General features: G+C 63.7%; 36 protein-coding genes and 1 pseudogene. 22 read left to right on the top strand and 15 right to left on the bottom strand.

The window, feature by feature from the left end; translation table 11 throughout:
• Positions 1-45 precede the first annotated feature (45 nt).
• From FJ957_RS27140 to FJ957_RS27130, 3 genes are read left to right on the top strand one after another with little or no spacing between them, the layout of a single operon-like run.
• Positions 46-486 (top strand): hypothetical protein, encoded by a 441-nt coding sequence (locus FJ957_RS27140; protein WP_140835906.1) that lies wholly within the window; start codon positions 46-48, stop codon positions 484-486.
• Complete coding sequence (locus tag FJ957_RS27135) at positions 470-1375, top strand: HTTM domain-containing protein (protein ID WP_181180729.1); 906 nt, start codon at positions 470-472, stop codon at positions 1373-1375. Before FJ957_RS27140 ends, FJ957_RS27135 begins: the two co-directional genes overlap by 17 nt.
• A complete protein-coding gene (locus FJ957_RS27130) occupies positions 1372-2541 on the top strand; it encodes a hypothetical protein (RefSeq protein WP_140835904.1) in 1170 nt (389 codons plus the stop codon). Before FJ957_RS27135 ends, FJ957_RS27130 begins: the two co-directional genes overlap by 4 nt.
• A 108-nt stretch (positions 2542-2649) precedes the next feature.
• On the opposite strand, the gene FJ957_RS31965 is transcribed toward FJ957_RS27130, so the two are convergent.
• Both FJ957_RS31965 and FJ957_RS27120 read right to left on the bottom strand, forming a co-directional pair.
• Entirely contained in the window at positions 2650-3354 is a 705-nt protein-coding gene (locus FJ957_RS31965) for a hypothetical protein (RefSeq protein ID WP_181180728.1), read from the bottom strand.
• A 183-nt stretch (positions 3355-3537) separates the two neighbouring features.
• Positions 3538-4005, bottom strand: coding sequence for an Lrp/AsnC family transcriptional regulator (locus tag FJ957_RS27120; protein WP_140678643.1), 468 nt, complete (start codon positions 4003-4005; stop codon positions 3538-3540).
• Positions 4006-4146: 141 nt separating this feature from the next.
• Here FJ957_RS27120 and FJ957_RS27115 point away from each other — a divergent pair, with 141 nt between their 5' ends.
• Positions 4147-4887 carry a tryptophan 2,3-dioxygenase family protein gene (locus FJ957_RS27115; protein ID WP_140835903.1) on the top strand — a complete coding sequence of 247 codons (741 nt, stop codon included), beginning with the start codon at positions 4147-4149 and terminating at the stop codon, positions 4885-4887.
• Positions 4888-5019: 132 nt separating this feature from the next.
• On the top strand, positions 5020-5442 hold the full coding sequence (locus FJ957_RS27110) for a DoxX family protein (protein ID WP_140835902.1): 423 nt from the start codon (positions 5020-5022) through the stop codon (positions 5440-5442).
• 93 nt (positions 5443-5535) lie between these two features.
• Here FJ957_RS27110 and FJ957_RS27105 read toward each other — a convergent pair whose 3' ends face one another.
• From FJ957_RS27105 to FJ957_RS27090, 4 genes are all read right to left on the bottom strand, one after another.
• Positions 5536-5841 (bottom strand): hypothetical protein, encoded by a 306-nt coding sequence (locus FJ957_RS27105; RefSeq protein WP_140651970.1) that lies wholly within the window; start codon positions 5839-5841, stop codon positions 5536-5538.
• A 76-nt stretch (positions 5842-5917) separates the two neighbouring features.
• Positions 5918-6187 carry a hypothetical protein gene (locus tag FJ957_RS27100; RefSeq protein ID WP_140640957.1) on the bottom strand — a complete coding sequence of 90 codons (270 nt, stop codon included), beginning with the start codon at positions 6185-6187 and terminating at the stop codon, positions 5918-5920.
• Between the two features lie 237 nt (positions 6188-6424).
• The gene (locus FJ957_RS27095; RefSeq protein ID WP_246685977.1) at positions 6425-6880 is read right to left on the bottom strand and encodes a hypothetical protein; all 456 of its coding nucleotides are present in this window, start codon (positions 6878-6880) and stop codon (positions 6425-6427) included.
• A 126-nt stretch (positions 6881-7006) separates the two neighbouring features.
• Positions 7007-7327 carry a hypothetical protein gene (locus FJ957_RS27090; protein WP_140835901.1) on the bottom strand — a complete coding sequence of 107 codons (321 nt, stop codon included), beginning with the start codon at positions 7325-7327 and terminating at the stop codon, positions 7007-7009.
• A 346-nt stretch (positions 7328-7673) separates the two neighbouring features.
• Between FJ957_RS27090 and FJ957_RS27085 the strand changes: the two genes are divergently transcribed.
• From FJ957_RS27085 to FJ957_RS27055, 7 genes and pseudogenes are all read left to right on the top strand, one after another.
• Positions 7674-8042: a hypothetical protein gene (locus FJ957_RS27085; protein ID WP_140835900.1), complete on the top strand. Its 369-nt coding sequence runs from the start codon at positions 7674-7676 to the stop codon at positions 8040-8042.
• Entirely contained in the window at positions 8035-8454 is a 420-nt protein-coding gene (locus tag FJ957_RS27080; protein ID WP_140835899.1) for a hypothetical protein, read from the top strand. Before FJ957_RS27085 ends, FJ957_RS27080 begins: the two co-directional genes overlap by 8 nt.
• Positions 8420-9142: a terminase family protein gene (locus FJ957_RS27075; RefSeq protein ID WP_246685976.1), complete on the top strand. Its 723-nt coding sequence runs from the start codon at positions 8420-8422 to the stop codon at positions 9140-9142. Before FJ957_RS27080 ends, FJ957_RS27075 begins: the two co-directional genes overlap by 35 nt.
• A gap of 195 nt (positions 9143-9337) precedes the next feature.
• A complete protein-coding gene (locus FJ957_RS27070; RefSeq protein ID WP_140835897.1) occupies positions 9338-10339 on the top strand; it encodes a bestrophin family ion channel in 1002 nt (333 codons plus the stop codon).
• Positions 10340-10525: 186 nt separating this feature from the next.
• Positions 10526-10813, top strand: a pseudogene (locus FJ957_RS27065) (terminase family protein); the annotation flags it as partial.
• 11 nt (positions 10814-10824) lie between these two features.
• Complete coding sequence (locus FJ957_RS27060; protein WP_140835896.1) at positions 10825-12816, top strand: hypothetical protein; 1992 nt, start codon at positions 10825-10827, stop codon at positions 12814-12816.
• Between the two features lie 11 nt (positions 12817-12827).
• On the top strand, positions 12828-13166 hold the full coding sequence (locus FJ957_RS27055) for a hypothetical protein (protein WP_140835895.1): 339 nt from the start codon (positions 12828-12830) through the stop codon (positions 13164-13166).
• Between the two features lie 508 nt (positions 13167-13674).
• Here the strand turns inward: FJ957_RS27055 and FJ957_RS27050 are convergent.
• Positions 13675-13878, bottom strand: a complete 204-nt coding sequence (locus FJ957_RS27050; RefSeq protein ID WP_140835894.1) for a hypothetical protein — start codon at positions 13876-13878, stop codon at positions 13675-13677.
• A gap of 97 nt (positions 13879-13975) precedes the next feature.
• Between FJ957_RS27050 and FJ957_RS27045 the strand changes: the two genes are divergently transcribed.
• The 6 genes from FJ957_RS27045 (at position 13976) to msrA (ending at position 16464) form a co-directional block, all read left to right on the top strand.
• A complete protein-coding gene (locus FJ957_RS27045; protein ID WP_181180727.1) occupies positions 13976-14728 on the top strand; it encodes a glycoside hydrolase family 108 protein in 753 nt (250 codons plus the stop codon).
• Positions 14725-14928 (top strand): hypothetical protein, encoded by a 204-nt coding sequence (locus FJ957_RS27040; protein ID WP_140545445.1) that lies wholly within the window; start codon positions 14725-14727, stop codon positions 14926-14928. Before FJ957_RS27045 ends, FJ957_RS27040 begins: the two co-directional genes overlap by 4 nt.
• A 108-nt stretch (positions 14929-15036) precedes the next feature.
• A complete protein-coding gene (locus FJ957_RS27035) occupies positions 15037-15276 on the top strand; it encodes an ABC transporter permease (RefSeq protein ID WP_140835893.1) in 240 nt (79 codons plus the stop codon).
• On the top strand, positions 15261-15455 hold the full coding sequence (locus FJ957_RS27030; protein WP_140835892.1) for a hypothetical protein: 195 nt from the start codon (positions 15261-15263) through the stop codon (positions 15453-15455). Before FJ957_RS27035 ends, FJ957_RS27030 begins: the two co-directional genes overlap by 16 nt.
• Positions 15455-15778 carry a hypothetical protein gene (locus FJ957_RS27025; RefSeq protein WP_140835891.1) on the top strand — a complete coding sequence of 108 codons (324 nt, stop codon included), beginning with the start codon at positions 15455-15457 and terminating at the stop codon, positions 15776-15778. The genes FJ957_RS27030 and FJ957_RS27025 overlap by 1 nt, the downstream gene beginning before the upstream one ends.
• Positions 15779-15942: 164 nt before the next feature.
• Entirely contained in the window at positions 15943-16464 is a 522-nt protein-coding gene (msrA, locus tag FJ957_RS27020) for a peptide-methionine (S)-S-oxide reductase MsrA (protein ID WP_140835890.1), read from the top strand.
• Positions 16465-16573: 109 nt separating this feature from the next.
• On the opposite strand, the gene FJ957_RS27015 is transcribed toward msrA, so the two are convergent.
• Positions 16574-16720 (bottom strand): hypothetical protein, encoded by a 147-nt coding sequence (locus tag FJ957_RS27015; protein WP_181180736.1) that lies wholly within the window; start codon positions 16718-16720, stop codon positions 16574-16576.
• Positions 16721-16936: 216 nt separating this feature from the next.
• On the opposite strand from FJ957_RS27015, the gene FJ957_RS27010 reads away from it, so the two are divergent.
• A complete protein-coding gene (locus tag FJ957_RS27010) occupies positions 16937-17203 on the top strand; it encodes a hypothetical protein (protein ID WP_140835889.1) in 267 nt (88 codons plus the stop codon).
• A gap of 26 nt (positions 17204-17229) precedes the next feature.
• Here the strand turns inward: FJ957_RS27010 and FJ957_RS27005 are convergent, their stop codons facing one another.
• The 4 genes from FJ957_RS27005 to FJ957_RS26990 all read right to left on the bottom strand — a co-directional run bounded on the left by FJ957_RS27005 (position 17230) and on the right by FJ957_RS26990 (position 19345).
• Positions 17230-17775, bottom strand: a complete 546-nt coding sequence (locus FJ957_RS27005; RefSeq protein ID WP_140835888.1) for a hypothetical protein — start codon at positions 17773-17775, stop codon at positions 17230-17232.
• A gap of 514 nt (positions 17776-18289) precedes the next feature.
• A complete protein-coding gene (locus tag FJ957_RS27000; RefSeq protein ID WP_140835887.1) occupies positions 18290-18748 on the bottom strand; it encodes a GFA family protein in 459 nt (152 codons plus the stop codon).
• Between the two features lie 76 nt (positions 18749-18824).
• Positions 18825-19130 (bottom strand): hypothetical protein, encoded by a 306-nt coding sequence (locus FJ957_RS26995; protein WP_246685975.1) that lies wholly within the window; start codon positions 19128-19130, stop codon positions 18825-18827.
• A gap of 47 nt (positions 19131-19177) precedes the next feature.
• Positions 19178-19345 carry a Thivi_2564 family membrane protein gene (locus FJ957_RS26990; protein ID WP_140835886.1) on the bottom strand — a complete coding sequence of 56 codons (168 nt, stop codon included), beginning with the start codon at positions 19343-19345 and terminating at the stop codon, positions 19178-19180.
• Positions 19346-19722: 377 nt separating this feature from the next.
• On the opposite strand from FJ957_RS26990, the gene FJ957_RS26985 reads away from it, so the two are divergent.
• Positions 19723-19887, top strand: a complete 165-nt coding sequence (locus FJ957_RS26985) for a DUF3309 family protein (protein WP_082048942.1) — start codon at positions 19723-19725, stop codon at positions 19885-19887.
• A 14-nt stretch (positions 19888-19901) separates the two neighbouring features.
• On the opposite strand, the gene FJ957_RS26980 is transcribed toward FJ957_RS26985, so the two are convergent.
• Entirely contained in the window at positions 19902-21767 is a 1866-nt protein-coding gene (locus FJ957_RS26980; RefSeq protein ID WP_246685974.1) for a CHASE3 domain-containing protein, read from the bottom strand.
• A 632-nt stretch (positions 21768-22399) separates the two neighbouring features.
• Here FJ957_RS26980 and FJ957_RS26975 point away from each other — a divergent pair.
• Complete coding sequence (locus FJ957_RS26975; protein WP_140835885.1) at positions 22400-23623, top strand: anion transporter; 1224 nt, start codon at positions 22400-22402, stop codon at positions 23621-23623.
• 49 nt (positions 23624-23672) lie between these two features.
• Here FJ957_RS26975 and FJ957_RS26970 read toward each other — a convergent pair whose 3' ends face one another.
• A complete protein-coding gene (locus FJ957_RS26970; RefSeq protein WP_140835884.1) occupies positions 23673-24257 on the bottom strand; it encodes a TetR/AcrR family transcriptional regulator in 585 nt (194 codons plus the stop codon).
• An 82-nt stretch (positions 24258-24339) separates the two neighbouring features.
• Between FJ957_RS26970 and FJ957_RS26965 the strand changes: the two genes are divergently transcribed.
• Positions 24340-25176 carry a crotonase/enoyl-CoA hydratase family protein gene (locus tag FJ957_RS26965; protein ID WP_140835883.1) on the top strand — a complete coding sequence of 279 codons (837 nt, stop codon included), beginning with the start codon at positions 24340-24342 and terminating at the stop codon, positions 25174-25176.
• A 47-nt stretch (positions 25177-25223) separates the two neighbouring features.
• Here the strand turns inward: FJ957_RS26965 and FJ957_RS26960 are convergent, their stop codons facing one another.
• The gene (locus FJ957_RS26960) at positions 25224-26300 is read right to left on the bottom strand and encodes an HPP family protein (protein WP_140835882.1); all 1077 of its coding nucleotides are present in this window, start codon (positions 26298-26300) and stop codon (positions 25224-25226) included.
• Positions 26301-26455: the final 155 nt, after the last annotated feature.

Raw genomic sequence — 26455 nt, 5'->3', positions numbered from 1 at the left:
CGGAACGGCGTTGATCCGGTCTATAGTCGCGACGGGGGTGCGCGGGTGGCGGACATCATCTCAATCAGAACAGGCGCGGAGCCTGCCGGACGGCTGTCGGCGGGACGCTTGCGGCTGGTCGCCTTCACGGCGATCGCCGCTTTCATGATCGCCGGTCCGGCCGCGGAGCAAATCTTCGGGGTGCAGACGCCATGGCTGCGCTCCTGGACCATGTTCAGCGCGATCGGGCTGGGCGTCATCGACGCTTCCTTCGAAATCCGCCAGCCGGACGGTGTGCTCATCCCGCTCGACCGGTTCGAGATGCTCGGCGCTCCTCGCGACGGCGGGCTGAAGCGGATCGAAAGCCGCGAGGAACTGGCATCCGTCGTCAAGCGGCTCTGCACGGTCGCCGGGCAGGGCGCCGACATCCGTGTCCGCGCCCGGCTAGGCACGCGCAATGGCTGGCAGATCATTCATACCGATGCCGAAAATGCCTGCGCCGGCTGACGCGATCGCCGACTGGATGGGCTGGCGTTCGGCGCACGCCGTGGCGGCGTGCTTCGTCGGCTGGGCGGTCGATACGGAGGGATCGTCGCGCTCGTCCGCATTGATCCGCATCGGCCTGGCCATGCTGTTCTGGTCGCGCTGGGCGGGCGAGTTGCTGCTCTACAGGGACCAGTCGGCGATCGGCCTGTTCCTGGCAGCCAACTTCTTCGTCGCCACCGCGCTGCTGTTCGTCGGCTATCAGAGCCGCGCCGCTGCTGTCTGGGCCGGCTCGGTCGGGCTGGTGATGTACTATTATTTCGGCCACCAGCTTGGTCGCGAGCCCTGGACCCACCATCACGCCTATCTGCTCGCCGTCGCGGCACTTCTGGTCGCGCTCAACCCATGCGGCCGCTCCTATTCGCTGGACCGCTACCTGGCGGCGGCGCACGCCGAGCGCATGGGCATTGCGCCGCCGGCGGAGCGTGGCAATCTGTGGGGGCTGCGGCTGATCGTGGTGCAGCTCTCGGTGCTCTATTTCTTCGCCGCCTTCGACAAGTCGAACCATGCCTTTCTGAGCGGCGCGCGGATCGAGCAGATCTTCCTCTGGTTCTATGCGGGTTCGGATTACCCGGCCGGCCTTGCCTTGCCCGCCACGATCATATCCTTCGGCGTGGTCGCGCTTGAATATGGCCTTGCCTTTGGCCTGCCGTTCCGTGCGACGAGGCGCTATCTGGTCCTGCCGGGCCTGGCCTTTCACGCCATCATCTATCTGACGCTGCCGGTCTACACGTTCAGCGCGACCATGGCATTGCTCTATCTCGCCTATTTCGATGCGGATGCCGTGGACAGGATCATCGCGCGGCTCCAGGGAATCGGACCGACACCGACTGCCAGAGGGGGAATTTCGTGAAGCGTGGCTTGTCGCCCCCGGGTGCCGTCGTCGTCGCGGCCGCCGGCCTGGCCATGGTCTGCGGCTCGGCGCGTGCCGGCAGCACGGCGGACTATTATCCCAGGCGCGCGTGGGATGCCTTCAACGGCGGCCAGATGAACACATCGATCCTGGTGTTCCGCGACCGCAACAGGAACGGGATCTACGATCTCGGCGACCGGCCGATGTCGCATGTTGCCGTCGAGCTCGGCAAGCCCAATGGCGACACCATCATGCGATGGAGCAATGTCAGCGGCTTTGCCAACTTCCGGATGTCGGTTCTCCAGCGCAATCTCGAGGTTGTCGATCCCGGATATTATTCGTTCCGGGCCGTGCCTCCGCCGGGCTTTTCCGTCACCACCGCAAACGCGTTCCAGGAAAGCGATTATGCGGCTTCCCCCGGCGCGCCGGGCGACATGACCGCGCAACGCACGACGCATCCGGTCGGCCTTGCGGCGGACCTGACGATCAGCGGCGCGGCCGCCCCCGGAGCGCGGATTTCCCTCACCGGGCCTGACGGGGCAGGCGCCGCCGCCAAGGTCGATCCGGATGGGCGCTTCAGCGCGCCCGTGACATCAGGCGAATGGCTGGTCGAGGTTTCGGCCGACGGGGCGACCGAGCGGCGAAAGATCGTGGTCGGCGAGGCGCCGGTCGTGGTCTCCGCGTTTTCGGGCAAGGGCGGGCTCGCCGAGGAGCCGCTGCCCCGAGAGCATGTCGTCGGCTTCGACGACCTTTTGACGACGTCGGGCGTGTTCGAAATTCCGTCCGGCTATGGCGGGCTTAACTGGTACAATCTCGTTGCCATGCACCAGCGTTTCACCGACGGCCCGGGTTACATCAACACGACGACGTCCGGCGAATTCATCGCCTATAACAGCTCAGGCCACCCCGGGCAGGTGTTCAGCGACAAGCCGTTCGATTTCACGGGCGCCTATTTCGGCGTCGGCTGGAACGACGCTGAGGGCGAGACGCTTGTTCTCAAGGCCTGGCGGGGCGACCAGCCGGCCTACGAGGATCAGCTTGTGCTGTCCGCGAGCGGCCCGGTCTATTTCGCGGCCGACTACACGCGCATCACGCGGCTCGAGATCCGGACGCAGCACTCCTGGCAGGCTGCAATGGACGACTTCGCCTACCGCACCGGTCCGTAGAGCAATTCGAGGAAAAGTGCGCAGCGTTTTCCATCCGCGCGCAAACAAAGGCTTGCTGCAGGTCCGTTTGATCCGCTTCGGCGCGCCGCGCCTCCAGGTCAAGCCGCGTCAGCAAGACGATCGCCAGGAAGCGCCGCAGGAACCGACGTTGCCGGAATGACCGGAACCGGTGCTGTGATGGCCGGCGCCGCCACCGCCGCCCGAACTGCCATTGCCGCCGGTTCCACCATTGCCGGTGCCACCGTTGCCGCTGTCGCCGCCATTCCCGGCGGAGCCGCCATTGCCGGTTCCACCGTTGCCGCCGTCGCCGCCATTCCCCCCATTGCCGCCGTTACCACCGTCGCCGCCATTTCCGCCGGAGCCGCCGTTGCCGGCGCCACCGTTGCCGCCATCGCCGCCATTCCCGCCGGAGCCGCCATTGCCGGCGCCACCGTTGCCGCCATCGCCGCCATTCCCGCCGGAGCCGCCATTGCCGGCGCCACCGTTGCCGCCATTCCCCCCGTTGCCGCCATTGCCGGCTCCACCGTTGCCGCCATTCCCCCCATTGCCACCATTTCCGCCGTTGCCACCTGCGGCCTGAGCCAGAAGAGCGCGGTTGGCGTCCTGGATGAGCGCAGCCGGGTCCATCGACCGGTGGACTCCGTCGCGCGGCTCCGGCAGGACCGGCGCGGCATAGGTTGCCATGGCCGTCGCCAGCGGCATGGTCGACGCAAGCAGCACCGCTGCCAAGCTGCTTCTGAACTGTGGGAAGATACGGCGCGCGATGTCGGCATTCGCCGCCGATGTGAAAAACCGCGGACGCCCAGCCGACAAGACAGGCTCCGCACCGATTCTGCTTGAGATGATATCAGCCACCCGCATACCCCCGATCCCGACTTATAGACCGGTTCGACGCCCGTCCTTCGACCATGCCAGAAAAAGTCAGGGTCGGCGGTGCCCGTGCGGCTGGCATCCACGGTTCGGTTTGGGGAGAGCCCGTCGGGCACCTTGCAGCTCCTAAAGCGACGCACGCGCCGCCGCCTCGGCAAAGGAGATGTCGCCCTTGATCTCGCGCATCGCCATCGAGGTGACGGTGCGGCGAACGCCAGGCAGCCGGCTGAGCTCCTCGCGCAGCATCCTGTCCAGCGCCCTCATGTCGACGGTGACGATCTGCAGGAGATAGTCGGCCTCGCCGGTCGTGGCGTAGCAGCGGCGGATCAGCGGATGTTTCCTCACCGCCGCCTCGAAGGCGTCCGACACCTCGAAGTCGATCGACACCTGGATGAAAGCCTCGATGCCGAAACCGATCGAAGCGGGATCGACACGGGTGGAATAGCCGCGGATGACGCCGGCCTCTTCCAGCGCCTTCACCCGTTTCCAGCACGGCGTCTTGCTCAAGCCTACTTCCTCGGCGAGCTCGCCGAAGGAGATGCGCGCGTCGCGCTCCAGGGCCGCCACGATCTTGCGGTCGAGCATATCCAGCATCAAACGTTCTCCATATACCGGTAAAAGACGAAGTATCGTCCTCCAATCTAGGCATATTGGATAACAGAAAGGAACAATGTTCAAGCACGAACGCGCTATCCTCGGCGCCTGCCCAGCCATGCCCGCGCCAGGAGATGAGCCATGGACAAGACGGACTATCACGCCCGCATCGAGACGCCGGAGATGCGCGACTACGGTGTCTATCTGCAATGCGACAAGCTGCTCGCGTGCCAGAAACCGCTCTCCGACATGGTCAACGCCGACGAGTTGCAGTTCCAGATCGTGCACCAGGTCGAGGAATTGTGGATGAAGCTGATCGCCTACACGCTGGTCGATGTCCTCGACCATCTGGAGAAACAGGACACGCACCGCATCGTCACGCTGATGGGCCGCGTCCACCGGCTAATGCGCATGATGACGGCGCAGCTCGATCTCCTGGAGACCATGTCGCCCAAGGAGTACCAGCAGATCCGCCTGCAGCTCGGCAATGGCAGCGGCCAGGAATCGCCGGGCTTCAAGCTTTTGCTGCGCCTGCCGCCGGATCTTTGGCGGGCCTTCAAACATGCCTATCTCGACGGCCGCGGGCTGACCGTGCAGGACATCTATGACGAGCACTACGACCACGGCGATCCCTATGTCGTGGCCGAGGCGCTGATCGAATTCGACGAGCTGTTCCAGAAGTTTCGCGCCAATCACCTCTATCTGATCCACCGCTCGATCGGGCTCGGCGCAAAGTCGCTGAAGGGCAGGCCCGTGGAAATCCTCGAAGGCGGCGCCCGCCACCGCTTCTTCCCCGAACTCTGGGACATCCGCTGCGACATGACCGACCGCTGGGGCGCCGAATACGGCACCGTGCGGGAATCGATCAGCCATCCGGGCTGAGCCTTCTTGCTCGCCCCCCGCCTGCGGCGGGGGACGAGGAAGAGGGCGCTCCAAACAATTTCCCCACCCCTGTCGGAATCCGCTCACTCCGCCCGTCCTTGGGCCATCGACAGACAAACCGGAGGGATACTCGTGGAAAACACTCAATCGGCCTGGCAGACCGCCGCCATTCTCATCGCCCGCCTGATCTTCGCCGCCATGTTCGCCATGGGCGTCGCCTTCAAGCTGATGGACATGGGCGCCACCGCCGGCTACATCGCCGCCGCCGGCTTCCCGTTCCCGTTGTTTCTGGCCTGGTGCGCGGCGATCCTCGAAACGCTCCTGGTCGTCGCCTTCCTCACCGGCGCCTTCATGACGCCGCTGGCGCTGATCGGCGCGGTTTATGTCGTCTTCCTTGGCTTTGCCTTTCACGGCCCGTCGCACTGGACGGCGGACCAGGCCGAGTTCGGCGCCTTCATGTCGCATTTCCCATTCGCCGCCGGCCTGCTCTACGCCGCGGTCCACGGTCCCGGCAGTGTGCTCGCGCTCAAGCGGGGCTGGCCGGGCCGGGCATGACCCTTCCTTTTCCCCGTTCTACGGGGAGAAGGTGCCCGAAGGGCGAATGAGGGGCGGCGCCTGTATCTCCAGGCAAGGCGCCCTCCCGCCGCCTCACATCTGGTCGTTATACGGCTCCTTCATCTGCCCGACCATGCGGGCCAGCTTGGAGAAGGACGGCATGTCCGCTTCCGGCTGGCACTGGTTGGCAAGCTCGAGCAGGCGGATCGGGAAATTGATGGCGTCGCGGTTCGACGCCGAGATCGCCTCCGAGCGCTCCTCGCCGGTCTCGCCGGCTTCGGCCTTGCGCAGCGCGATGTCGATCTCCTCGACGCTGAGCACACCTTTCTTGACGAGCACATGGTTGATTGCGGCGACAGCCATCAGCAGGCCCTCGAGCTGAAGATTGGCGACGTTCATGGCGTTCCTCCCATTGACCTCGCCTCAAGAACGCGTGAGCGGCGTTTCCGATCCGGACGGGGAAAGCCGGCTCGGTTCAGGCCTCCATCCACCGCTCGCCATATTCGCTCCAGAGCTGCCTGATCTCGCGGTTGCCGAGCGGCGGCGTCTGGCGGTCGCCATAGAAGACGGCGACGGCGCTGAGGTCGTATTGGCCCTCGGCCTGGGCGATGAAGCGGATCGCCTCGCCGAGCGGCCTCGAATGGAAGATCGGATCGGCCTGACCTCGGCCCAGGCTGCGAACGCCCGAAATGCTTGCAGGTACATGCCGCATCCGAAAGACGGATGCCATGGCAGGTCTGTCCATGCCGCTCTCCGCGATTCCCCAAGGGAATGATCCCATAAGCTCCGGCTAATGACCAGCCCGGGGAGAACCGCCCACAGCAAGAGAGCGACCAAGAGCGGCAAGACACAATTTCGAAACGAAAAGAGCTGGAAAGAAAAGGCCGGGCGCAGTGGCCCGGCCTTCCTTTCTACGCGGCCGTCGCAAGCAGCCTGGCTCTACTTTGGACGGTCGCGCTGGGTGCAGCCAGACCGGAAATGTCTACCTGTGCCAGCGATGCAGCCAGTCCGGCTCGGGGTCGGAATTCCTGCTGATTGCCATGCCGGCCAGCAAGCCGACCAGCCCGCCGATCAACATCGCGGTCGAGAAGGTGCCGGGGTTCTGCTGCACCGTTTCTGAAACGCTATGTGCCTGGCTGCGCAACTGGCTTGCGGCGCGCGACGCGCGGTCGGAGGCGCCGCTGTAGAGATTCGAAGCGCGGTCGGCCGCGCCTCGGTACCAGCCATGCGCGGTCTCGGAGGCCTCCTCGGCCTGTTCGGAAAGCGCGCGGTTCAGACGGCTCACCTCGCGCTTCAACTCGGCGATCTGCTTCTTCATCGCGTCGTCCGATGCACGCGTGGCTCGCGCGCTGCTACGTGACGCGGGACGGTTGCGCGCGGCGGTGGCTTTCGCATTGCCGTTGGCTGAATTGGTGGTGCTGGTGTCATTGTCTGCCATTCGGTCTCTCCTTTTTGCATCCTGGAACGGCCATGACGCCTCATTGTTCCCGCGAGCGCGCCGCGCGGCCAAAACACCGGGGCCGCGGAGCGTGCTCCACGGCCCCGTGCCGCAAGCCCGATGCCCTTACTTGCCGCAGTTCTTGTCGTTCACGTTCGGCTGCATCGTGCCGGCGGTGCTGTTGTTGGCATCGCCCACCGCGCCTTGCGGACTGTTCGGGCAATTCTTGTCGGCGTTTGAATTCATGTCGCCGCCGGTAACGCTGCCGGTCGTGCCGGTATCGGGCGCGGCCTGGTCGGGCGGCGGGCTGCCCGGCGTCTTCGGGTCGACGGTGATCGTCTGACCGCTGCCGCCACCCTCATTTCCGGCGGTGCCGGCGGTCTGGGCCATCGCCGCCGTGGCGAGGCCGATGGTCAGGGCCGAAGCCGCAAGAATCCTCGTAAGCATGATTTTCTCCTCTTTTAGAGACGGTCGTCTGTCGCGTTGCGACTAAGGGTGGAACCCATCGGACCAAGGTTGGTTCCGGCAAAAATTTGCTATGCCCTGGCCCGGCGTTTCAATTTATGGGTGTGGCGCGCCGGGCGCCGCGGTTTTGAGGAATGTAGGAAAATATACCTAGAAACTATTGCCCGGTGAAGGCAGCTATGCTACTATTTTGTCCATGGTGCTGATTTGCGCCAACGACCCGCCGCCCGGCGGGTTTTTATTTTTCTCACCGTCCATTCTTTCGAAGCGCTAGCGGGGCGGCGCTCCTCTCTCCTGCGGCGCTTTCAACATTCTGCTCGAGGCCCAGATGCCACGCTATGCCACCATCGTCACCGCCGATGACGGCGCCGAGATCGTCAGCGCGATCGGCGAATTCGAGGGCTCGAGCCTGCCGCGCAACTCGGGCCGCGTCGAGCAGGTCGCGCCGGGCGTGCGCATCGGGATGGTGCGTGGCGGGCCGATCGACGCCATCGCCGGTTTCGGCTTTCCGGGCCACGGCCTCGGCCCGTCCTCAGTCCGCGCCGCGACGGCGAAGCTGAAAGCAATGGCCGCGCCGGCCGCCGATGCCCGGACCGCCAAGCAGGCCAGCGCCAAGCCACGCAGGAAACCGGCGCGCAAGGTCCGCAAGGTCAAGGCGGCGAAAGCCGCGCCATCGCAAGCGGCCACCCATGGCTGACGAAAGCAGGCGCCGCGCCGCCGCGAAGCGGGCAAGCCGAAAGCCGAAGGGTCCCCAAGCCGGGGCCGCTCCGTCCACTCGCCCGAAGCGCCCGCGAAAAACGCTCGTCGATGATTTCGCCGCCGCGCTTCGCGCCGATTTCCGCGCACATGGCGCCGGCGTCATCGCCGCGGTGCGGGCCGAAAAACCCGAGCAGTATCTGAAGGTCGTGCTGACGATGCTGCCCAAGGATTTTTCGGCCAAGGAATTCTCGGACGGTGTCGATGCCAATCAAAACAGTCTCGGGCAGTTGAGCGATGAGGAGATCCGCAAGCGCATCCGCGGCCTCGAAGCGAACATCCGCCCGCTCCTCGAAGGCGTTACTGACCTATCTGGCCTTGCTGGAGGAACTGGACCGCAGGCGTCGTCGTAATCGCCTTGCGTCCTATGCGCCGTACGAGCGGCAGGCTGATTTTCACGCGGCAGGGGCAACGAACCGCGAGCGCCTGTTCATGGCCGGCAACCAGCTCGGCAAGACCAGGGCAGGGGGCGCGGAATGGGCCATGCATCTCACCGGTCGCTATCCGGGCTGGTGGGTGGGCAAGGTGTTTGACCAGCCCGTCAAGCTCTGGGCCGCCGGCGTCACCGGCGAAGGCACGCGCGACAATCCGCAACGCGTGCTGGTCGGCCCGCCGCAGCAACAGGCAGAATGGGGCACCGGCATGATCCCGGCCGATGCCATCGCCGACACGGTGATGGGGCGCGGCGCGCCGGGAGCGCTGGACAGCGTCGTCGTGCGCTGGGGCGGTGGCGGCGACGTGCAGGCCGGCGAAAGCGTGCTCTCGTTCAAGAGTTACGAAAAAGGTCGCGAGAAATGGCAGGGCGAGACGCTGCACGGCGTGTGGTTCGACGAGGAACCGCCGCTGGACATCTATTCGGAGGGCCTCACCCGCACCAACGCGACCGACGGCATAACGATCGTGACGTTCACGCCGTTGTTGGGGATGAGCGACGTGGTGCTCAGGTTTTTGAGCGCGGAGGCGGTTCAAGGCTTGGGTTCCTCGCCCCCGCAAGGCGGGGGAGAGGTGGCCGCGCAGCGGCCGGAGAGGGGGACTTCGTAGGGTGACAAGCCTTGCGAGTTGCTGTCCGCTCTTTCACCAAAGCCGGCGCTGCCCCCTCTCCGTCACAGCTTCGCCGCGCCACCTCTCCCCCACTGCGTGGGGGGGCGAGGAACTGGAGCTTTCAAAACGATTTCCACCGCTTATGGTGCGCGAATGCGCGGTCGCGGGATTTGCATGCCGTAGGGGATTTCAGGAATGTATGTAGGCCGTTCTTACCAGTTGCTGGACTTCGCGCTCTGGTCGCGGCGCAGCGTCATCTACATGGTCGTGGTGAGCGGGCTGGCGATCGCCGCCTACCGCCTTCCGGCGACAGCTGGGTTCTCGGTGCCATGGTCGGTCGTGCTGGTGCTCGGCACCACGGTGTCGTTGGTCGCCGGGTTCAAGAATTCGCAAGTCTTCACCCGCGCCAACGAGGCCCTGCAAGCCTTTTCACAGATCACCGCCAGCAGCCGGATGCTGTCCGGCTTCTGCCGCGATTTCATGGATGCTGCCGCCGCCCGGCAGCTGATCTATCGCCATCTTGCCTGGCTGACGGCGCTGCGCTTTTCGCTGCGGCGGCCGATGCCTTGGGAATCGCTGGCGAAAGCAGCCAACATCGAGTTCCGGCGGCGCCGCTATCACATCCAGGAGGATAAGACGTCGCTTGCCGAGGAACTGCGTAGGCTGCTGGGCGAGGAAGCCGAAAGCGTGCTGAAATCGCCGCAGCCGGCGATAGAACTTCTCGACAGGCAATTGGCCGAGGTCAACGGCTTGCTGAAGAGTTCAGCCGTTCCGACGCAGGTCTACTCCGAACTGGTTAAGCTGATACGCGACTTCCAAGACCAGCAGGCCCGTTGCGATCGCATCAAGAACAATCCCTATCCCCGGCAGTACGCGATCGTGAGCTCGATGTTCATGATCATCTTCTGCACCTTGCTGCCCTTCGGGGTCGTTCCGGTCTTTGCCGATATGGCCAAGCTGGGCGGCGTGCTCGGCTGGATCTCGATCTGGCTGACCATCCCTTTCAGCGCGCTGCTGGGCTGGGTCTACATGTCGCTCGACCTGGTCGGCGAAAGCAGCGCCAATCCGTTCGAAGGCAACGCCAACGACGGGCCGATCTCGCAAATCTGCCGCGACATCGAGATCGAGCTGCGCCGGGGGCTTGGCGAGACCGCGCTTCCAGCGCCGCTGGCGCCGGTGAACAACATCGCGACGTGATGGCTCCAGTTCCTCGCCCCGCGAGAGCGGGGAGAGGTGGCCGCGCAGCGGCCGGAGAGGGGCCTTCGTAGGGCGTTTAGCCTCCCGTTCTTCTGTCGAAAGCCGGCGCCGTCCCCTCTCCGTCGCGGCTTCGCCGCGCCACCTCTCCCCGCTCTCGCGGGGCGAGGAAGTGGAGTTGCCATGTCCCGCCACGTTACCTTCATGACCATCGACGATGCCGGACATTATTCGCCCGGGCAGCGCGCCGAGATCGTCGCGGCCTATCCCGAGCACGAGCGCGAAGCACGCGCCAAAGGCATTCCAGTGCTGGGCTCCGGTCGCATCTTTCCTGTGCCGGAGGAGATGATCGCCTGCGAGCCGTTCAAGTTGCCGCGCTGGTGGCCACGGATCGGCGCGCTCGATTTCGGCTGGGACCATCCTTCCGCGGCGGTCGAGCTCGCCTGGGATACCGAGGCCGATGTCGTCTACGTCACGAACGCGAACCCGTGCGCCTGGCGACGACCGCGAACATCAGCCTTTACGGCCTGCAGACCATCGACAGCGTGCTGACGGAAGTCGGCGTCCGCGTGCTGGTCAAGGACCAGGCCGACCAGACCCAGAACGGTATCTACACCGTCAGCGAGGGCCAGTGGTACCGCGCCGCAGACGCCCGCACCGCGCGCACGATGCAGAAAGGCACGACGGTGCATGTCCAGGAGGGCACCGTCTCGGCCGACCGTGTTTATGCCTTCGAGACGCTGGATCCGGTGATTGGCGCCGACCCGATCGTGCTTAGCTTCTATCTCTCGCAGGACACGCTCGGCGACGCCGTGAATGCCGCCAATGCCGCCGCCGCGAGCGCGGCCGCAGCACTGACTTCCAAGAATGCCGCCGCCACCAGCGCCACCAATGCGGCAGGCTCGGCGACCGGGGCGGCCGGCTCCGCCACCGCCGCGTCCACTTCCGCCACCAATGCCGCGACCAGCGCCACCAATGCCGGCAATTCGGCGACGGCTGCGGCCGGCTCCGCTTCCGCGGCCTCAGGTTCGTCCACCAGCGCCGGCACATCGGCAAGAGCAGCTGCCGGCTCGGCTTCCGCCGCATCGAGCTCCGCCACCGCCGCTTCCGGATCCGCCACCAGCGCCGCGACGTCGGCCACCAACGCGGCGGCGAGCGCCGTTGCGGCGGCCAATGCGGCGGCGGCTCTTGGCTACACCTTTTCCACCAGCACCGCCGACGCTGATCCCGGCAACGGCACGCTGCGGCTGAACAACGCCAGCGCCGCCTCCGCCACTGCGGCCTATATTGACAACCTGGACTCCGGCGGCGCCACGGTGAGCGGCGTGGTCGACGGCTTCGACGACAGCACCAACGTCATCAAGGGCCAACTGACGCTGCGCTCAAAAGCGTCAACCGCCATCGCCTATGTCTACAACGTCACCGGCTCGGTGGTGGATGGGACGGGCTATCGAAAACTGACCCTGGCCTATGTCAGCGGCGCCGGCACCTTGCCGACGACCACCGACGGCATCTGGCTGATTTTCGCCCGCGCCGGCGACAAGGGCGCGGACGGCCTGGGCAGCGGTGACTTCACCGGCCCGGCCTCCTCGGCGACTGACAATATCGTGACCTTCGCCGGTACCACGGGCAAGGCCGGAAAGGATAGCGGTGTTGCGGTGGGAAGCCTGGTCGCCGGGCCGGCCTCGGCCGCGACCGACAACATCGCCACGTTCAACGGCACGACCGGGAAAGTGGTGAAGGACAGCGGTGTGGCGGTGGCTGGCTTGGCGCCGAAGGCCAGCCCTGCATTCACAGGCACGCCCACAGCGCCGACGGCGGCCGCTGGCACCAACTCAAGCCAGATCGCCACGACGGCCTATGTTGATGTGACCTTTGCGCCGAAGGCCAGCCCGGCCCTCACGGGAAACCCCACGGCCCCTACGCAGACAGCCGGGAACAATAGCACCCGGTTAGCTACTACGGCCTATGTGGACGGCTCGTTTGCCCCGGTGGCCTCCCCAACATTCACCGGAACACCCACCTTTGCCGGCATTCCTGTACTCTCGGGAGGCGGCATCAAGTTTCCGGCCACGCAGATCCCGAGTGCGGACTCCAACACGCAAGACGACTACGAGAAGGGCACCTTTACGCCTGTCCTCATCGGACAGACTACGGCAGGCACAGGAACCTACACCACCCAGTCAGGTGTCTACACCAAGATTGGGAATGTGGTCACGTTCGCCGTGACCCTGATATGGTCCGCTCACTCCGGCACTGGCGGCATGCAGATCACGGGTCTGCCTTTCACTAACAATGTGACGGGCTGCTCCTGCAACTTTGAGTGCTTCAATCTCACCTTCACGGGTGTGCCGCAAGCCTTCGTCCCAACCAACTCGTCCGTAATCAGCGTCGTGACGGCAGCCACAGGCGCCTCAGAGGCCAACATCGCTATGGACAGCGCTGCGGGCTTCCGGGTCGGTGGCGTCTATTTCACCTAAAGGAGAACCGAATGATACTCCACAAGAAGACCGTGATTGATCTCGTCAAGCCCTGTGCGGACGGGAGAATTGAAGTTCGTATCGCGAAGCAGACCGTCCTTAACGGGGAACTTCTCAAGTCCGAATGGCACCGCACAGCCGTTGACCCTCTGGGTGACGTGGATGCGCAATTCGGGCTTGTTAATACCCACCTTGACCAGCTTGGCTATTCTCCTCTGAGTGAGGCGGACCTTTCGATGATCCGCACCGTTACGACCATCCATCGGTCTACCCCGGATATTGCGGCCCGCATCGAAGCGTTGCGGATCCAGCGCGAGGCGGATGAGGCGGCTGCCAAGGTGGAGGTATAGAGGGCTACATCCGAGCCTGAGGTGCAGGCCTAATGATGTACCTTCGGTGGTTGCTGCAGGGTCTCGTTCCGCTCGCTTTCTATGTGTTCTGCTATCTCACCTGCTGGTTCTTGGCAGGCATCGCAACAACCTTCAAGCTCGACAAGCTGCCGAGCCCGTGCCGTATGCATATCCATGACGACACAATCTATGGCACCGACTATCTGCTGGCCAATGGGTGCCCTCTACCGGATAGCCGGTGGTCACGCTCGAGCGGGGGGATGTGGTGGATATGCCGAAATCCTGGTCACGATACGCAGCCTTCGTTCTGGGTTTCGCGGACGCTGATGTCAAAAGCGTGGAAACCCGGTACCAGATCTTGTGGCAGGGTGAGGATGGGGTAAGGCCAGCATCGTCATGCTCATGAGCGACGGCAGGCGCCGATTTGCTCGGCGCTACGAGGAAGGTCGGATTAAAATTTGGCTGGGGCGGCAGACCTACAATCAGGCCGGATGGTATATCATGAAGTTCAATGTGGGGCCGCTTCCCCGTCTTTGAATTCCAGTGCCCGTTCGACGCTCTTTAAAGGCGGACCGAAGTCCTCGGGTTCGTCACTGAACATCCGTCGATCGGCCGGGCGATCATCTTCTTCGACAAAGAAGGCCTCGCATAGGAAGAATGCGATCACGCCGCAGACGATGCCGCAAATCGATCCTATGAAGGCGCACGTCATCTAAGCTTCCCCGCTCCGGACATTGCACCAATTTAGCACCTTTTTCCCAAAGGCATCAAACATAGATGCCTGCTCTCCAATGTCCGAAGGAACACCCATGGACCGCAACTTCGCGCGTGCCCTTTCGCTCGTCCTCTCGTCCGAAGGCGGCTGGTCGGACAATCCCGCCGACCCGGGCGGCGCGACCATGAAGGGCGTCACGCTCGCCAATTTCCGCCGCTACGTCAAAGCCGACGCCACCAAGGCCGATCTTCGCAAGATCAGTGATGATCAGGTGGCCACGGTTTACCGTCGTTTCTATTGGGATGCGATCGTCGGCGCCGACCTTCCTGCCGGCGTCGACTATGCCGTCTTCGACTTTGCCGTGAACAGCGGGCCGGGCAGGGCGGCGAAATATCTTCAAGCTGTGATCGGCGTTGCCCAGGACGGCCGCATCGGCCCGGCCACGCTCGTCGCGGCAAGGGGAAAACCCGCCGGTGTCGTCATCGACGCGCTCTGCGATGCGCGGCTTGCCTTCCTCGAAAGGCTGCCGACGTGGCCGAGCTTCGGCCGGGGCTGGAGCGCGCGTGTCGCCTCGGTGCGCCGGCAGGCGCTGCTGATGTCGGCCACGCCGCTGACGACGACGATATCAGCGCCGACGGCGCCAGCATCCGCCGATAGTGCGGGGCCAACCGCGGCGCCCGCGGACGCAGGGTCGCATGCCGGCGGTGAGGCGCCCGCCGCGCCACCCAAATCCGCATCGCCTCCCAAAGCAACCGGCATCCTTGCGCTGATCGCGCTGGCGTTCGGCGCCCTGGCTGCCTGGGCCATGCATCTTCCCTGCAATCTCTTCGGAGTGCTCTGCCAATGATTGCCGTCATCATCCGCATCGCCCTGCGCTATGGCGCGGGCGTGCTTGTCGCCCGCGGCCTTCTGGGGGCCGACGACGCCTCGGCGTTCTCCGCCGATCCCGACATTCAGATGGCGCTGGAGACCGGTCTCGGTCTTGCCATCGCCGCCGCGGCCGAATGGTGGCACCTGCTCGCGCGCCGGTTCGGCTGGGAGCACTGACATGGAAAACCTCAAGGAACTGATCACCGAGCTCATTGACCTGACCAAGCCGTATGTGGTCGTCGGTGCTGCCTGCTTCATCGCGGGGCTTCTCATCGGAGCGCTGCTATGAGCGCGCTGCTGGCATGGTTTTTCACCAATCCGACGATCCTTGCCATCGGCGCCGGCCTTGTCGGTGCGCTCGGCTGGGGTTTCCACCAGCGCCTCGCCGGCGCGCGGGCCGAGCGCGGCAAGCAGGCCGAAGCGGAGGCCGCGGCTCGCAATGTCGCCGACCAGGTCGACAACGACATTGGCGCTTTGCCGGCTGAGGCAGTCAGAAAGGAGCTGAAGTCATGGGCAAGGGACTGATCGTCGCCGCCATCGCGGCCGCGCTTGCCGGCTGCACGACGGCCAGGGGCGGCTTCTGCGCCGTCGCCTCGCCGATGCGCCTCTCCGCGAGCGCGGTCGACAGCCTGTCTGACCAGGAGGCGAGGGCGCTGCTCGCCCACAACCGCAAGGGCGAGAAACTCTGCGGCTGGAGGCCGTGATGCATGACATTTTCGATCTTCTGGGCATCAAGGGCCAGGTCGTGGCGGCCGGGCTCGCCGGCGGCGTGCTGCGGGCGCTGTCGCGGCACCGCTATAAGCTGCGCGAAATGGTTGCGTCGCCGATCTGTGGCGCCCTGGCCGCCGCCTATCTGACATTGCCTGTCGTCGCCTGGGTCCGGGCAAGCGGCCTGCCGATACCCGATACAGCCGATGACACCACCACGCTTGCCGCCGCTTTCCTCATCGGCGTTTGTGCGATGTGGATTTCGGATATCGTCTTCGAGGTGGTGGTGCGGAGATTCAGGCAAACGCCGGATTCGTGATCGCGACGGCGTCGAAGTCGTGCAAGCATATATCTTCGAAACAGAGAGGGGGCAGACCGTCCACGCCGGATACTTCGATGCCGGTGTCAGCGATTAGCCGTTCGAACCGCTGGAAGAACCCGGCCGCAACGCCTATCTATGGAGCAATCCAAAGGAGGTGTGACATGGCTTCTTCCACCGAACGCGCGGTCCTTGCGGGCGGCTGCTTCTGGGGCATGCAGGATCTGATCCGGCGCCTGCCCGGTGTGATCTCAACGCGAGTGGGCTACAGCGGCGGCGATGTACCGAACGCCACCTACCGCAACCACGGCACCCACGCCGAGGCGATCGAGATCAACTTCGATCCGGCCAGGACAAGCTTCCGCACGTTGCTCGAATTCTTCTTCCAGATCCACGATCCGACGACAAGGAACCGCCAGGGCAACGATATCGGCATGAGCTACCGCTCGGCGATTTTCTACACCAGCGATGAACAGAAGCGGATCGCCGAGGACACGATAGCCGACGTCGACGCGTCCGGCCTGTGGCCTGGCAAGGTCGTCACCGAACTCGCCCCGGTCGGGCCTTTCTGGGAAGCAGAGCCCGAGCATCAGGACTATCTCGAGCGCTATCCCAACGGCTACACCTGCCATTTCGTGCGGCCGGGCTGGAAGCTTCCGGCCCGCCAACAGGCGGCCGCGTCATAGTCAGAGGCCAGGCTGTTTCATACAGCCTTTACGCGCTTTGATCCGCCCGCCGTGCCGGAAGGCATGGCGGGCTTTTTTGCGTTCCGGCCGCCGTCCCGGGCGGGCAACCTCAGCCCTTGGCGCGGCGGCCTTCGTGTTCGTGGCTGCCGATCCAGTGGGCGCGGATGCGGTCGCTGGCTTCGAGATAAGCCATGTCGATCAGATAGGTCAGAAGCTTCTCGCCATCGGCCTCCGCCTTCTGGCGAAGTTCTCGCAAGATCCCCTGCGCAAACTGCAGGTTTTCCATTTTGCTAGGCTGGTCCATGGATGCCCCCAAATGTCTGTGCGGTAAGTTTGGCTCACTATGCTTGTACGAACATTGTCACCACGCTCGCGGCGAAGCTGTACTCGGTTGCACTGATGCCCGATCAACGAACCTGTTGGACAGTGCGCGGAAATGTCGATATTTTACGCGCCCAATCGGATGGCGACCATGCACGAAGACGAGGGCAGCACTGCTGACAAGTTGCAAGCCATGCTTGACGTGATTGCCAGGAGCGAGCCCTCGAGCGAGAGCGGGCAGGCGGATTTCGGCCGGTTGAGGGCGGACGCCGCCAAGGCCGCCGGCGTGCTGATCGAATTTTACGGCGATGCGGCCCTGGAACGGGCCAAGCTCATCGAGCGCCGATCGCCCCAGTCGCATTTCGCGCGTATGGTCGCGGCTGAAGTCGGCAGGCGCGGCAAGCGGCCTGGAAGCTAGCCCGGAAACGATCGGCGAAAGCCTCTTCAGGATGATCTTCGCCTCCTCAGCCTTGCACCGAGCCGCTGCTCCACTTCTTCCTCGATGTTGTCCAGAAGATAGGACAGCATATCGTGTCCGATCGATCGCGCTATGTCCTTGGCTTGCCCAACATGGTTTTGGATATCGCGCAACGCCTGCTCCTCGCATGCGGCATCCTTCGTCAGGTCGACGAACCAGCCAGGATAAAGCGCCGCCTCGCCGACCCCGTCGACGTGACATTGGCCGACGGCCAGGATCTTGCGCAACCCCATCTTTTCGGAATGGACCCTATAGACCTCCCTGAAGCCGGCCCTGCGCTCCACGGCCTTGCGGATAGCCAGCCGAACCCTTGAGCGGTCGTCCTGATCGACGCTTTGCATGCATCGTTCAAGCGAGGCGCCGTGGCAGAACTCATCAAGTGTCAGGCCGAAATAATCTGAAAGATTGGCGTCGCCATAGACGCGGTCGCGCTTGATGTCCCAGGTCCAGAACCCGTCAATCGGTGGATACCGCATATGCATGTTGCGGCCGTGTTCAATCGCCGACGTCATGAAAACCGCCCCGTCCGGTTTCAAGATTCGCCAGCACTATGTAGCAAAAACCGAAAGAAACAAAGATGGCCTTTTGTACAAGGCCGGAAGTCATAAGGCCTGTTATCAATGGCATTTCGGGATGTCATATTTGATATACCAGAAAGAGGGTGCGAAGAAAATTTCATGAGCCGAAGGAATTTTCACTTTGGTATTGCAACTGGAGTTTGGTATTTAACGTGGTAAGCGCAGCGGACAGGCGGGCAAAACAATCCCGGAGGTTGTATTTCCGCAAGAAGCATGGCTGAAAATTCTTATATTTTGTAAAACGATAAAACTCTTTGCGTGCTGCTGGAGCCCGGTCGGCTTACGGCCTCATGTTCGCCCGCCTAGCAGAATGCTGACGCTGATTGGCCGGCAAACCGACCGGTGGTTGAAAATGCGAAACTTCCAGAAAAGCCGCGCATATCAGTCCAAGGCCGCGCGTTTTCCGAACGTGCCGGAGGCACCGTTGGACTGAAGATCGTCGTTCCGACTAAAGTCCTCCAAGAACCTGGGCCGACCTTTGCAGTGGCTCCGGGCCGGCTTCAGCGCCTGCCGCTGGATCATCGGCGATCCGGTCATGCTCGAACTGGCGCGCCGCGGGGAGGGCCTGCAACCAAGGCTCGCGGCGTCCGATCCACAGCTCGTAGCTCGGCGCCAGCCCTTCGGTTGGCGCAACGTCCAAGCTACCGATCGTGACCTCGGCCTCGTCATCGCCGATGAACGGAACGCGGCTTCCGCAGGTGGGGCAAAAACTCCGAGCGCCATAGTTGCTGGTGATGCCCGTGGTTTCGAACGCTCTTAGCGGCCATACGGCGTAGGCATGGAAGGCCGATCCGCTTGTCTTGCGGCAGTCCTTGCAGTGACAGAGGCCGACTCGAAGCGGCTCGCCAGTGACGCGGAACTGCACACCGCCACACAGGCAACTGCCGCTGCGCACGATTTCAGCCATTGCCGTTCCTCCCGCTGCTGGCTGCTAAAACCCGCAGGAGGTTGCAATGGTTCCGCCGGCGCGCAAGAAGCATCGGTCAGTCGGGAAGGTTGATCGGCTCCTCGCACCGATAGACGCGGCACTCGCCATCTTTGGCCGGAACCGTCGTCGAGACAGGCACTTCCGGCCAGTCGCACTCATTGCCGAATTGCCGAACGAACCGGTCATAGGTGTCCGGGCCCGTGGTCAAGACCACGGCATGGTCGCTTTTGATCAGCGCCTGCGTCCGCGCGCAAGTCATGGCGCGCGTATCTGGCCGGGCATAGGCAACGCTCGCGGCGCACAACATTGTGCCGGCCAACAATATCTTGCCTGCGGCAAGTGCGATCGACGGGGTTCTCATGGGACACCAGGTTTTTGACGTTTCCGGGTGCCGAATATGGATCGTGCCTAAAACACCGCAAGATATTTGAGCAGCGAGATGATGCCGATGATGATGACGATGATCTGCGCGATTTGCCGCGCGCGGGCATCGAGCGGCAGCCGTTGCACCAGGTAGAGCACCAGGATCACCACCAGGAAGGTGATCAATATGCCGACAAGAACCGACGCGCCCATATGCCTGCCTCCGTTTTATCCCAAGGTCGCCCAGATCGGGCTGCCTCAAACGTTGCGGACGGGAGAATGGTTCCACGAAGGTCAAGTGGAACAGGAGACTTGGCAGAGACGTTGTTCAGCAACTTTGAATATTAAGGATGAGAACATGAAAGACGTATTCTGCACCGCTACCGTTATCGCTTCGATCGCGATCGCCGTCGCGCTTATGCTTTTGGTTCCCATCAAACTTGAGGCCAACCCCGGGCAGCCTATGGTGTCGGCTCACTCGGCCAGGTCCGAATAGCATCGGCCCAGAGGTGAGCGGAACATGCGTGCCGCTTGCGAGTTGACTTGGTCATAACGGCGCTGGGTTCGAGCTTCAGAGAGAGGAAAAGTCCATGGGTCTCGGCACAATTCTTATCATCATTCTTATCCTTGCCCTGCTTGGCGGCTTCAGCGGCTTGGGCGGCGGGCCGTTCTACGGCACGGGCTACTATGGCGGCGGTGGTCTGGGCCTGGTTCTTGTAATTGTTATCATTCTGGTTGTGCTCGGACGGATCTGATAGCCGCCCAGCAATCAAGCCAGCGCATCCTTCAGCTTCGCCGCCAGTTGTTCCAGCGTGAACGGCTTGGCGATGAAGTGCACATCGTGGTCGTGGTCGAGCACGCCATTGTGCACGACCGCGTTGCGGGTGAAGCCGGTCATGAACACCACTTTCAGCGATTGGGAATGCTTGCGTGCCCGTTCGGCCAACTGGCGGCCGTTCATGCCCGGCATAACGATATCCGTCAGCATCAGTGCGATGGCCGCATTCTCGCCGAGCTTGCGCAGCGCCTCCTCACCGCTGGCAGCCTCGACGACCGTGTAGCCGAGCTCCAGCAGCGCGGCGGCCGTCGAAAAGCGCACGCGAGCGTCATCCTCGACGAGCAGGACGGTTTCGGTTGCCGGAGTATCGCTCCGGCTGCCTACCTTTGCCGGCATCGTCGCTTCTTCTGAACCGGTGAAACGTGGAAGATAGATCTTGACCGTCGTGCCTTCGCCGGGCTCCGAATAGATTTTGACGTGACCGCCGGATTGCTTGACGAAGCCGAACACCTGGCTGAGCCCCAGCCCTGTGCCTTTGGCCGCGGGCTTGGTGGTGAAGAACGGCTCGAAAGCCTTGGTCATGATATCGGGTGACATGCCAGCGCCGGTGTCGGTCACCGCGATCATCACATACTGGCCAGCCTTCACCTCCGGATGCGCCACCGCATAGGCTTCATCGAGATAGCAATTGGCCGTCTCGATGGTAAGCTTGCCCTTTTCGTCCATCGCGTCGCGCGCGTTGACCGCCAGGTTGATGATCGCGTTCTCGACCTGGCTCGGGTCGGCATGCGTTTTCCAGAGTCCGCCCGCCAGCACCGTTTCGATCTCGACCGCATGGCCGAGCGCGCGGCGCAAAAGGTCCGACATGCCGGCGACGAGGCGATTGGCGTCGACGATCTGTGGCGCCAGTGGCTGCTGCCTGGAAAAGGCAAGCAGCCTGGCCGTGAGATTGGCGGCGCGCGCCGCGGCGTCGGCGGCCGCGTCGACGAAGCTCTGCACGTCATGCTCGCCGCGGGCGAGCTTGCGCTGCGCGAGGTTCATGGCGCTGGTAATGACGGCCAGCATATTGTTGAAATCATGCGCGATGCCGCCCGTGAGCTGGCCAACCGCTTCCATCTTCTGCACTTGGCGAAGTTGCGACTCCGCCTTTTCACGCGTCTCGATCTCGTTGAGCAGCGCAGCGTTCTTCGCCCTCAAGGCGTCTTGCGCCGTAGCCACCTCGTGGAAGCGGCGGCTGGATTGGCGGATCGTGTAGATGCCGAGCAGGAAGATGCCCAGCAGCGCGGCGAACGAGCCGGCGCGCAACCAGCCTTCGATTTGCTCCATGCGCTCCGCGCGGGAAGTGAGGTTCGCGCCGTCAATGCGGCGGATCGCGTCGATATTGGCGCGGATCTGGTCCATATCCAGCTTGCCCCGGCCGCCGCGCACGATGTCCAGGGCCTTGGCCGTGTTGCCCGTGTCGTAGAGCCTGATCGTCTCCGCGAGTTCGGCCTGCTTGCGGGTAATCGCATCCTTGATGCCGACGACCTGCTGCGCCCTGTCGCTGCCGGCCGGAAACATCTCGTCGACGCGCCTGAGCAACGCCGGCAGCGCATCGACCGTATGTTGATATGGCAGTAGGTAACTCTTCTCGCCCGTCAGCAGATAGCCGCGCTGGCCGCTCTCGGTGTCCTGGGCGAGCGATAGCAGGCTCGAGAGCAATTGCTGGGCTTCGATCGCTTCGCGGCTGGCGTCGCGGTCTGCAATCTGCGCCTCGGCGAGGATGGCGCGCAAGACGATGATCAGCGCGACGACCGCAAAGCCGGCAAGGAGCGGAAGCGCTTGCCATCGCAGGGCGCGTCGCAGTCGGACGATCATTGCTTTGTCAGGCCTGAGGAAATCATGAAATTCGCCAAGTCGTAGGCGGCGGCAAAGCGCAAGGCAATAGCCAGGTCCATAAGGCAATGATTGCAGCGGGCAGGCAGGCCTGGCTATGTTAAACTTTAATGAGAGCGGCCCCGGCCGATGCCATTAAATGGAATTCCGCGGCGTTGCGGTCGACCGGCGGCAGATGCTTGAATCCCGCTAGCTCTCGCGCCCATTGCATTGGAGGCAGACGATGCTGTGTCCCGGACAGTTCAGCCGGTGCGTGCCCCCTGGGCAGCAATGGCCGTTCGAGCTCAGCCAGCGCGCGCAAACGAAAACCTTCTTGGCCCCGTGACAGCGGGAGCATTCCTGCGGACGCATCAATTCCTCCCCTGACGGGACACGATGTTCCGCTTCAACGACCGTGTTCATCCGTTTAGTCCCCACCGCCTGGATTATCGGTCATATATGTTAATTCACTATTCTTTACATTAGGGTTTATGAATGTGAAAGGCATGAAAGCGACCTAAGGCTTTCACGCGCTTGCGCGCTTTCCCTTTGCGCTGGCCTTGTTAAATGTGGTGCCGCCCGATGCGTCGACGGATTCTGGCGGGGACAGGGCAGGCAACGGGAACCTTCTTGCAATGACTTGGACTGGCGCCGGCGCGCTTTTCATCCTCGTGCTCACCTATGCCGGCGTCGCTGTCGGCCGTGTCCCGGGCCTGCGCCTCGACCGCGCCGGCATTGCGCTGCTGGGCGGCGCCGCCATGATCGCCATCGGCGCGATCGGCATCGAGGATGCCTACAAAGCCATCAATTTCGACACCATCACATTGCTGCTCGGCATGATGATCGTCGTAGCGCATCTGAAGGTCTCGGGCGCGTTTCGGGCGCTCGGCGGCTTTGCCATCGAGCATGCCCATGCACCCTTCATGCTTTTGGTGATGGTGACGCTGTTGACCGGCTTGCTCTCGGCCTTCCTGGTCAACGACGCGATCTGCCTGGTGATGGCGCCGATCGTCGTCCACGTCACACGGGTCATCAACCGCAACCCGGTGCCTTACCTCATCGCCACCTGCACGGCCTCGAACTGCGGCAGCGTCGGCACCATCACCGGCAATCCCCAGAACATGGTGATCGGCGCGCTGTCCGGCATTTCCTATCCGGCTTTCACGCTGGTGCTCGCGCCGGTGGCGCTGTTCGGCCTGCTCTGCGTCATCGTCATCATACGCATCGTCTACCGCACCGAATTCTCCCGCCCCGCCGAACTCAGCCCGGAAGTCTATCGCGGCCGCATGCTGCCCGGGCAGGTATTGAAGGCCACCGTCGTCTGCGTGTTGCTGGCGCTCGCCTTCTTTGCCGGCGTTCCCGTCGCCAAGGCAGCACTGATTGCCGGCGCCTTCCTGCTGGTCACCCGGGCAATCAAGCCGCGGCGCATCTACCGCGAGATCGACGGGCCGCTGCTCTTCATGTTCGCCGGCCTGTTCGTGGTGGTGGCCGGAGCCGAGCGCACGTTGCTCACGCCCGATATGATCGCTTGGGCGAAGAGCATCGGCCTCGACGATGTCTGGCGGCTCTCCGGCTTCACCGCGGTGCTTTCCAACATCATGAGCAATGTGCCGGCGGTGCTGGCGCTCCGGCCCTTCATCCCCGGGTTGGAAAACCCGGAGCGAGCCTGGCTGGTCGTGGCGATGAGCTCGACGCTTGCCGGTAATTTCACGTTGCTCGGCTCGGTCGCCAATCTGATTGTCGCCGAGCAGGCAAAGGCGGCCGGCAAGGAGCTTTCCTTCTCTGCCTTCTTCAAGGTCGGCCTGCCGCTGACGCTGGTGACGCTCCTGGTCGGCACGGCCTGGCTGGCCTGGGCCTGAGGTCCCTTCGGAGCGCCTTATCCGGCCGCAGGGAGCGCTACAGTCCGGCTTAGCCTTTGCCCGTCATCCTTGCCCGTATCAGCGTCGCGGCGGCATGACCGGCGGCAGCGATGTAGTCGGGATTGTGATGGATCAGCATACTGGAAAAGGCGCCGTCTATCAAAAGCACGATCTCGCGCGCCAGCATTTTCGCCTCGGCGACATCGTGGCCTGAAAGCGCGCTTGCCAGCCACTTTTCGAAATTGGTCTTGTGGCGTGCTCCAGCTTTCACAGCCGGATGTCCGGGTGTCGCCGCCAGCTCGGCGGCCGTGCGCAGGAAGCCGCAGCCCTTCCATTTGGGATGGCGGGCCACCCGCGCCAGGTTGGTGAAGATCGCCTCGACCTTTTTATCCGTGCCGCCCTCCGCCGCTTCGAACCAGCCGGCCATCTGCTCGAGATTGGGCTGGTCGCGGCCGTCGAGATAGGCCGCGATCAGGTCGTCCTTGCTCTTGAAATGGTAGTAGAGCGTGCGCTTGGTAAGCCCCGCTTTTTCGGCCACTGCGTCGACGCTTACGCGGCCGATGCCTCCGGCATAGAACAGCTTGGTAGCCGCGTCGACAAGGCGTTTTCGAGTAGGGTTAGCTTCTTCGCTCATCGCGTAAGTATACCGACTAGTGAATATACAAGCAATCGAAAGCCTGCTTCTTATCCCGCCGAACCGCCGGAAAGGAAAAGCCATGACCGAACTTGTGCTGAGCGAGACGCGCGACCGTGTCGCCATCCTCACCCTCAACCGTCCCGACAAGCTGAACGCGCTGAATTACGCGCTGATCGACCGGCTGCTTTCGCTTCTCGATCTGATCGAGACGGACGATGGCGTGCGCGCCGTCATCCTTACCGGGGCAGGGGAGCGCGCCTTCTCCGCCGGCGCCGATATCCACGAATTCTCGTTGAGCGTGGCCGAAGGCACCGATGTCGCGCTGCGCGATTTCGTGACGCGCGGCCAGCGCCTGACGGCGCGGCTGGAGGCATTTCGCAAGCCGGTCATCGCCGCCGTCAACGGTCTGGCCTTTGGTGGCGGCTGCGAAATCACCGAAGCGGTGCCGCTGGCGATTGCCAGTGATCGCGCCCTGTTTGCAAAGCCCGAGATAAAACTCGCCATGCCGCCGACGTTCGGCGGCACGCAGCGCTTGCCGAGACTGGCCGGCCGCAAGCGCGCGCTGGAGCTGCTGCTCACCGGTGATGCTTTCTCACCCACCCGGGCACTAGAGCTCGGCCTCGTCAACCAGGTTGTGCCGCACGGTCAGTTGATGCCGGCCGCGTTCGACCTCGCACGGCGCATCGTCAGCCACTCGCGCGCGGCAGTGGCGAGCATCCTCACCGCTGTCGCGCGCGGCATCGATCACAGCATTGCCGAAGGCCTGCTCGTCGAGGCCGAGCAGTTCGCGCGCATGGCTCCCACGGCCGATCTGCGCGAAGGCATGAGTGCCTGGATGGAGCGACGCAAGCCGATCTATGACGGCACATGGATGCATATCACCCGGCCGGCCGGGGCAAGACGAGCGGCGCGGTAACGCGATCGAACGGTGAGCGGGAGGCATGCCAGGTGATTGGTCCAGCGCTATGCCACCGCTTTGAACTGCGCCGGCGCCTGTACGCGTGCTGCCGCAGCCAGGAGGTCGGTCTGGGTGATCAGCCCTAGTATATGGCGGCTGCTATCGACGATCACCACGGCATGGCTGCGCCCGTCGGTCAGCACGGGCAGCAAGCTCATCGCCGGCGTCTCGGGTGAGGCGGTGCCGGCCTTCGACATCACCCCTTTCACCGTATCGGTGGCTCTCGTCAGCTCGCGCAGGCCTACCGCGCCAGTGAGCCTGCCGTCCGTGTCGACCACCGGCAGAGTGCGGATGTTGTGATCGATCAGCTGTTTGCGTGCTTCGTCGGCCAAGGCGGTTTCCGGCACGGAGATCACATCGCGGGACATGATATCTTTGCACAGCAGCGTGCGCTGCGAGCGCACCATCGCCTGCAACTCGACCTGGCGCAGCAAGCGTTCCAGGTCGTCGCGGTCGATGTCGAAAGTCTCGTCCAGCGCGGACAGCGCCGCATCGACATCCTCGGGCCGGAAACCGACACGCTCGGCCGGCGGCCGGTCGGCGGTGCCGTGGCCGGCCGCGGGTTGATGCACGTGCGGATAGCTGCGTCGTGACAGCTTGTGGAACAGAAAACCGAGCGTCACCAATATGATTGAGTTCAGCGCCACCGGCACAAAAGGAAACAGGAAGCCGGCGGCGGCAACGGCCGGCCCCCCGAGTACACCGGTAAGCGCTGCCGCGCCGCCCGGCGGATGCAATGAGCGCGAGAATGACATGGCGGCGATTGCCAGCGCCACCGCAAGGCCAGAGGCGATCACCGTGTCGTGCACAAAATGCGCCACCGTCACGCCGACCAGCGCCGAGATCGTGTTGCCGCCGATGATCGACCAGGGCTGCGCCAGCGGGCTCGACGGAACGGCAAAGAGCAACACCGCCGAAGCACCCATCGGTGCCACCAGCATTGCTACATCCGCGCCCTTGCCCATCGCAAGCCCGCTGATCACGCCGGTCAGCGCGATGCCGATCACGGCACCGATGCAGGCGATCAACCGTTCGCGCAACGTGGCGCCAGCTAGGATCGGAACAAAGAGGCGGAACGCCATGGCAGGTCCTGGATCGATTGGGGTGGAATTGCGTTGCTCGCAATGCCGTTGAAACCACGGATTTGGAAGCCAAGCCAATCCGTATATTCGCAGCCTGGGAGAATATTATTGCGCCGCCAACTGCATAGGACATGTCGCCAGCGGCCTCGGCTTTC

The organism is Mesorhizobium sp. B2-4-6 (assembly GCF_006442775.1).
In the GTDB taxonomy this organism is placed as follows: domain Bacteria; phylum Pseudomonadota; class Alphaproteobacteria; order Rhizobiales; family Rhizobiaceae; genus Mesorhizobium.
Note: the sequence above shows the minus strand (reverse complement) of the source record. Positions and strands in the feature narration are given on the sequence as shown.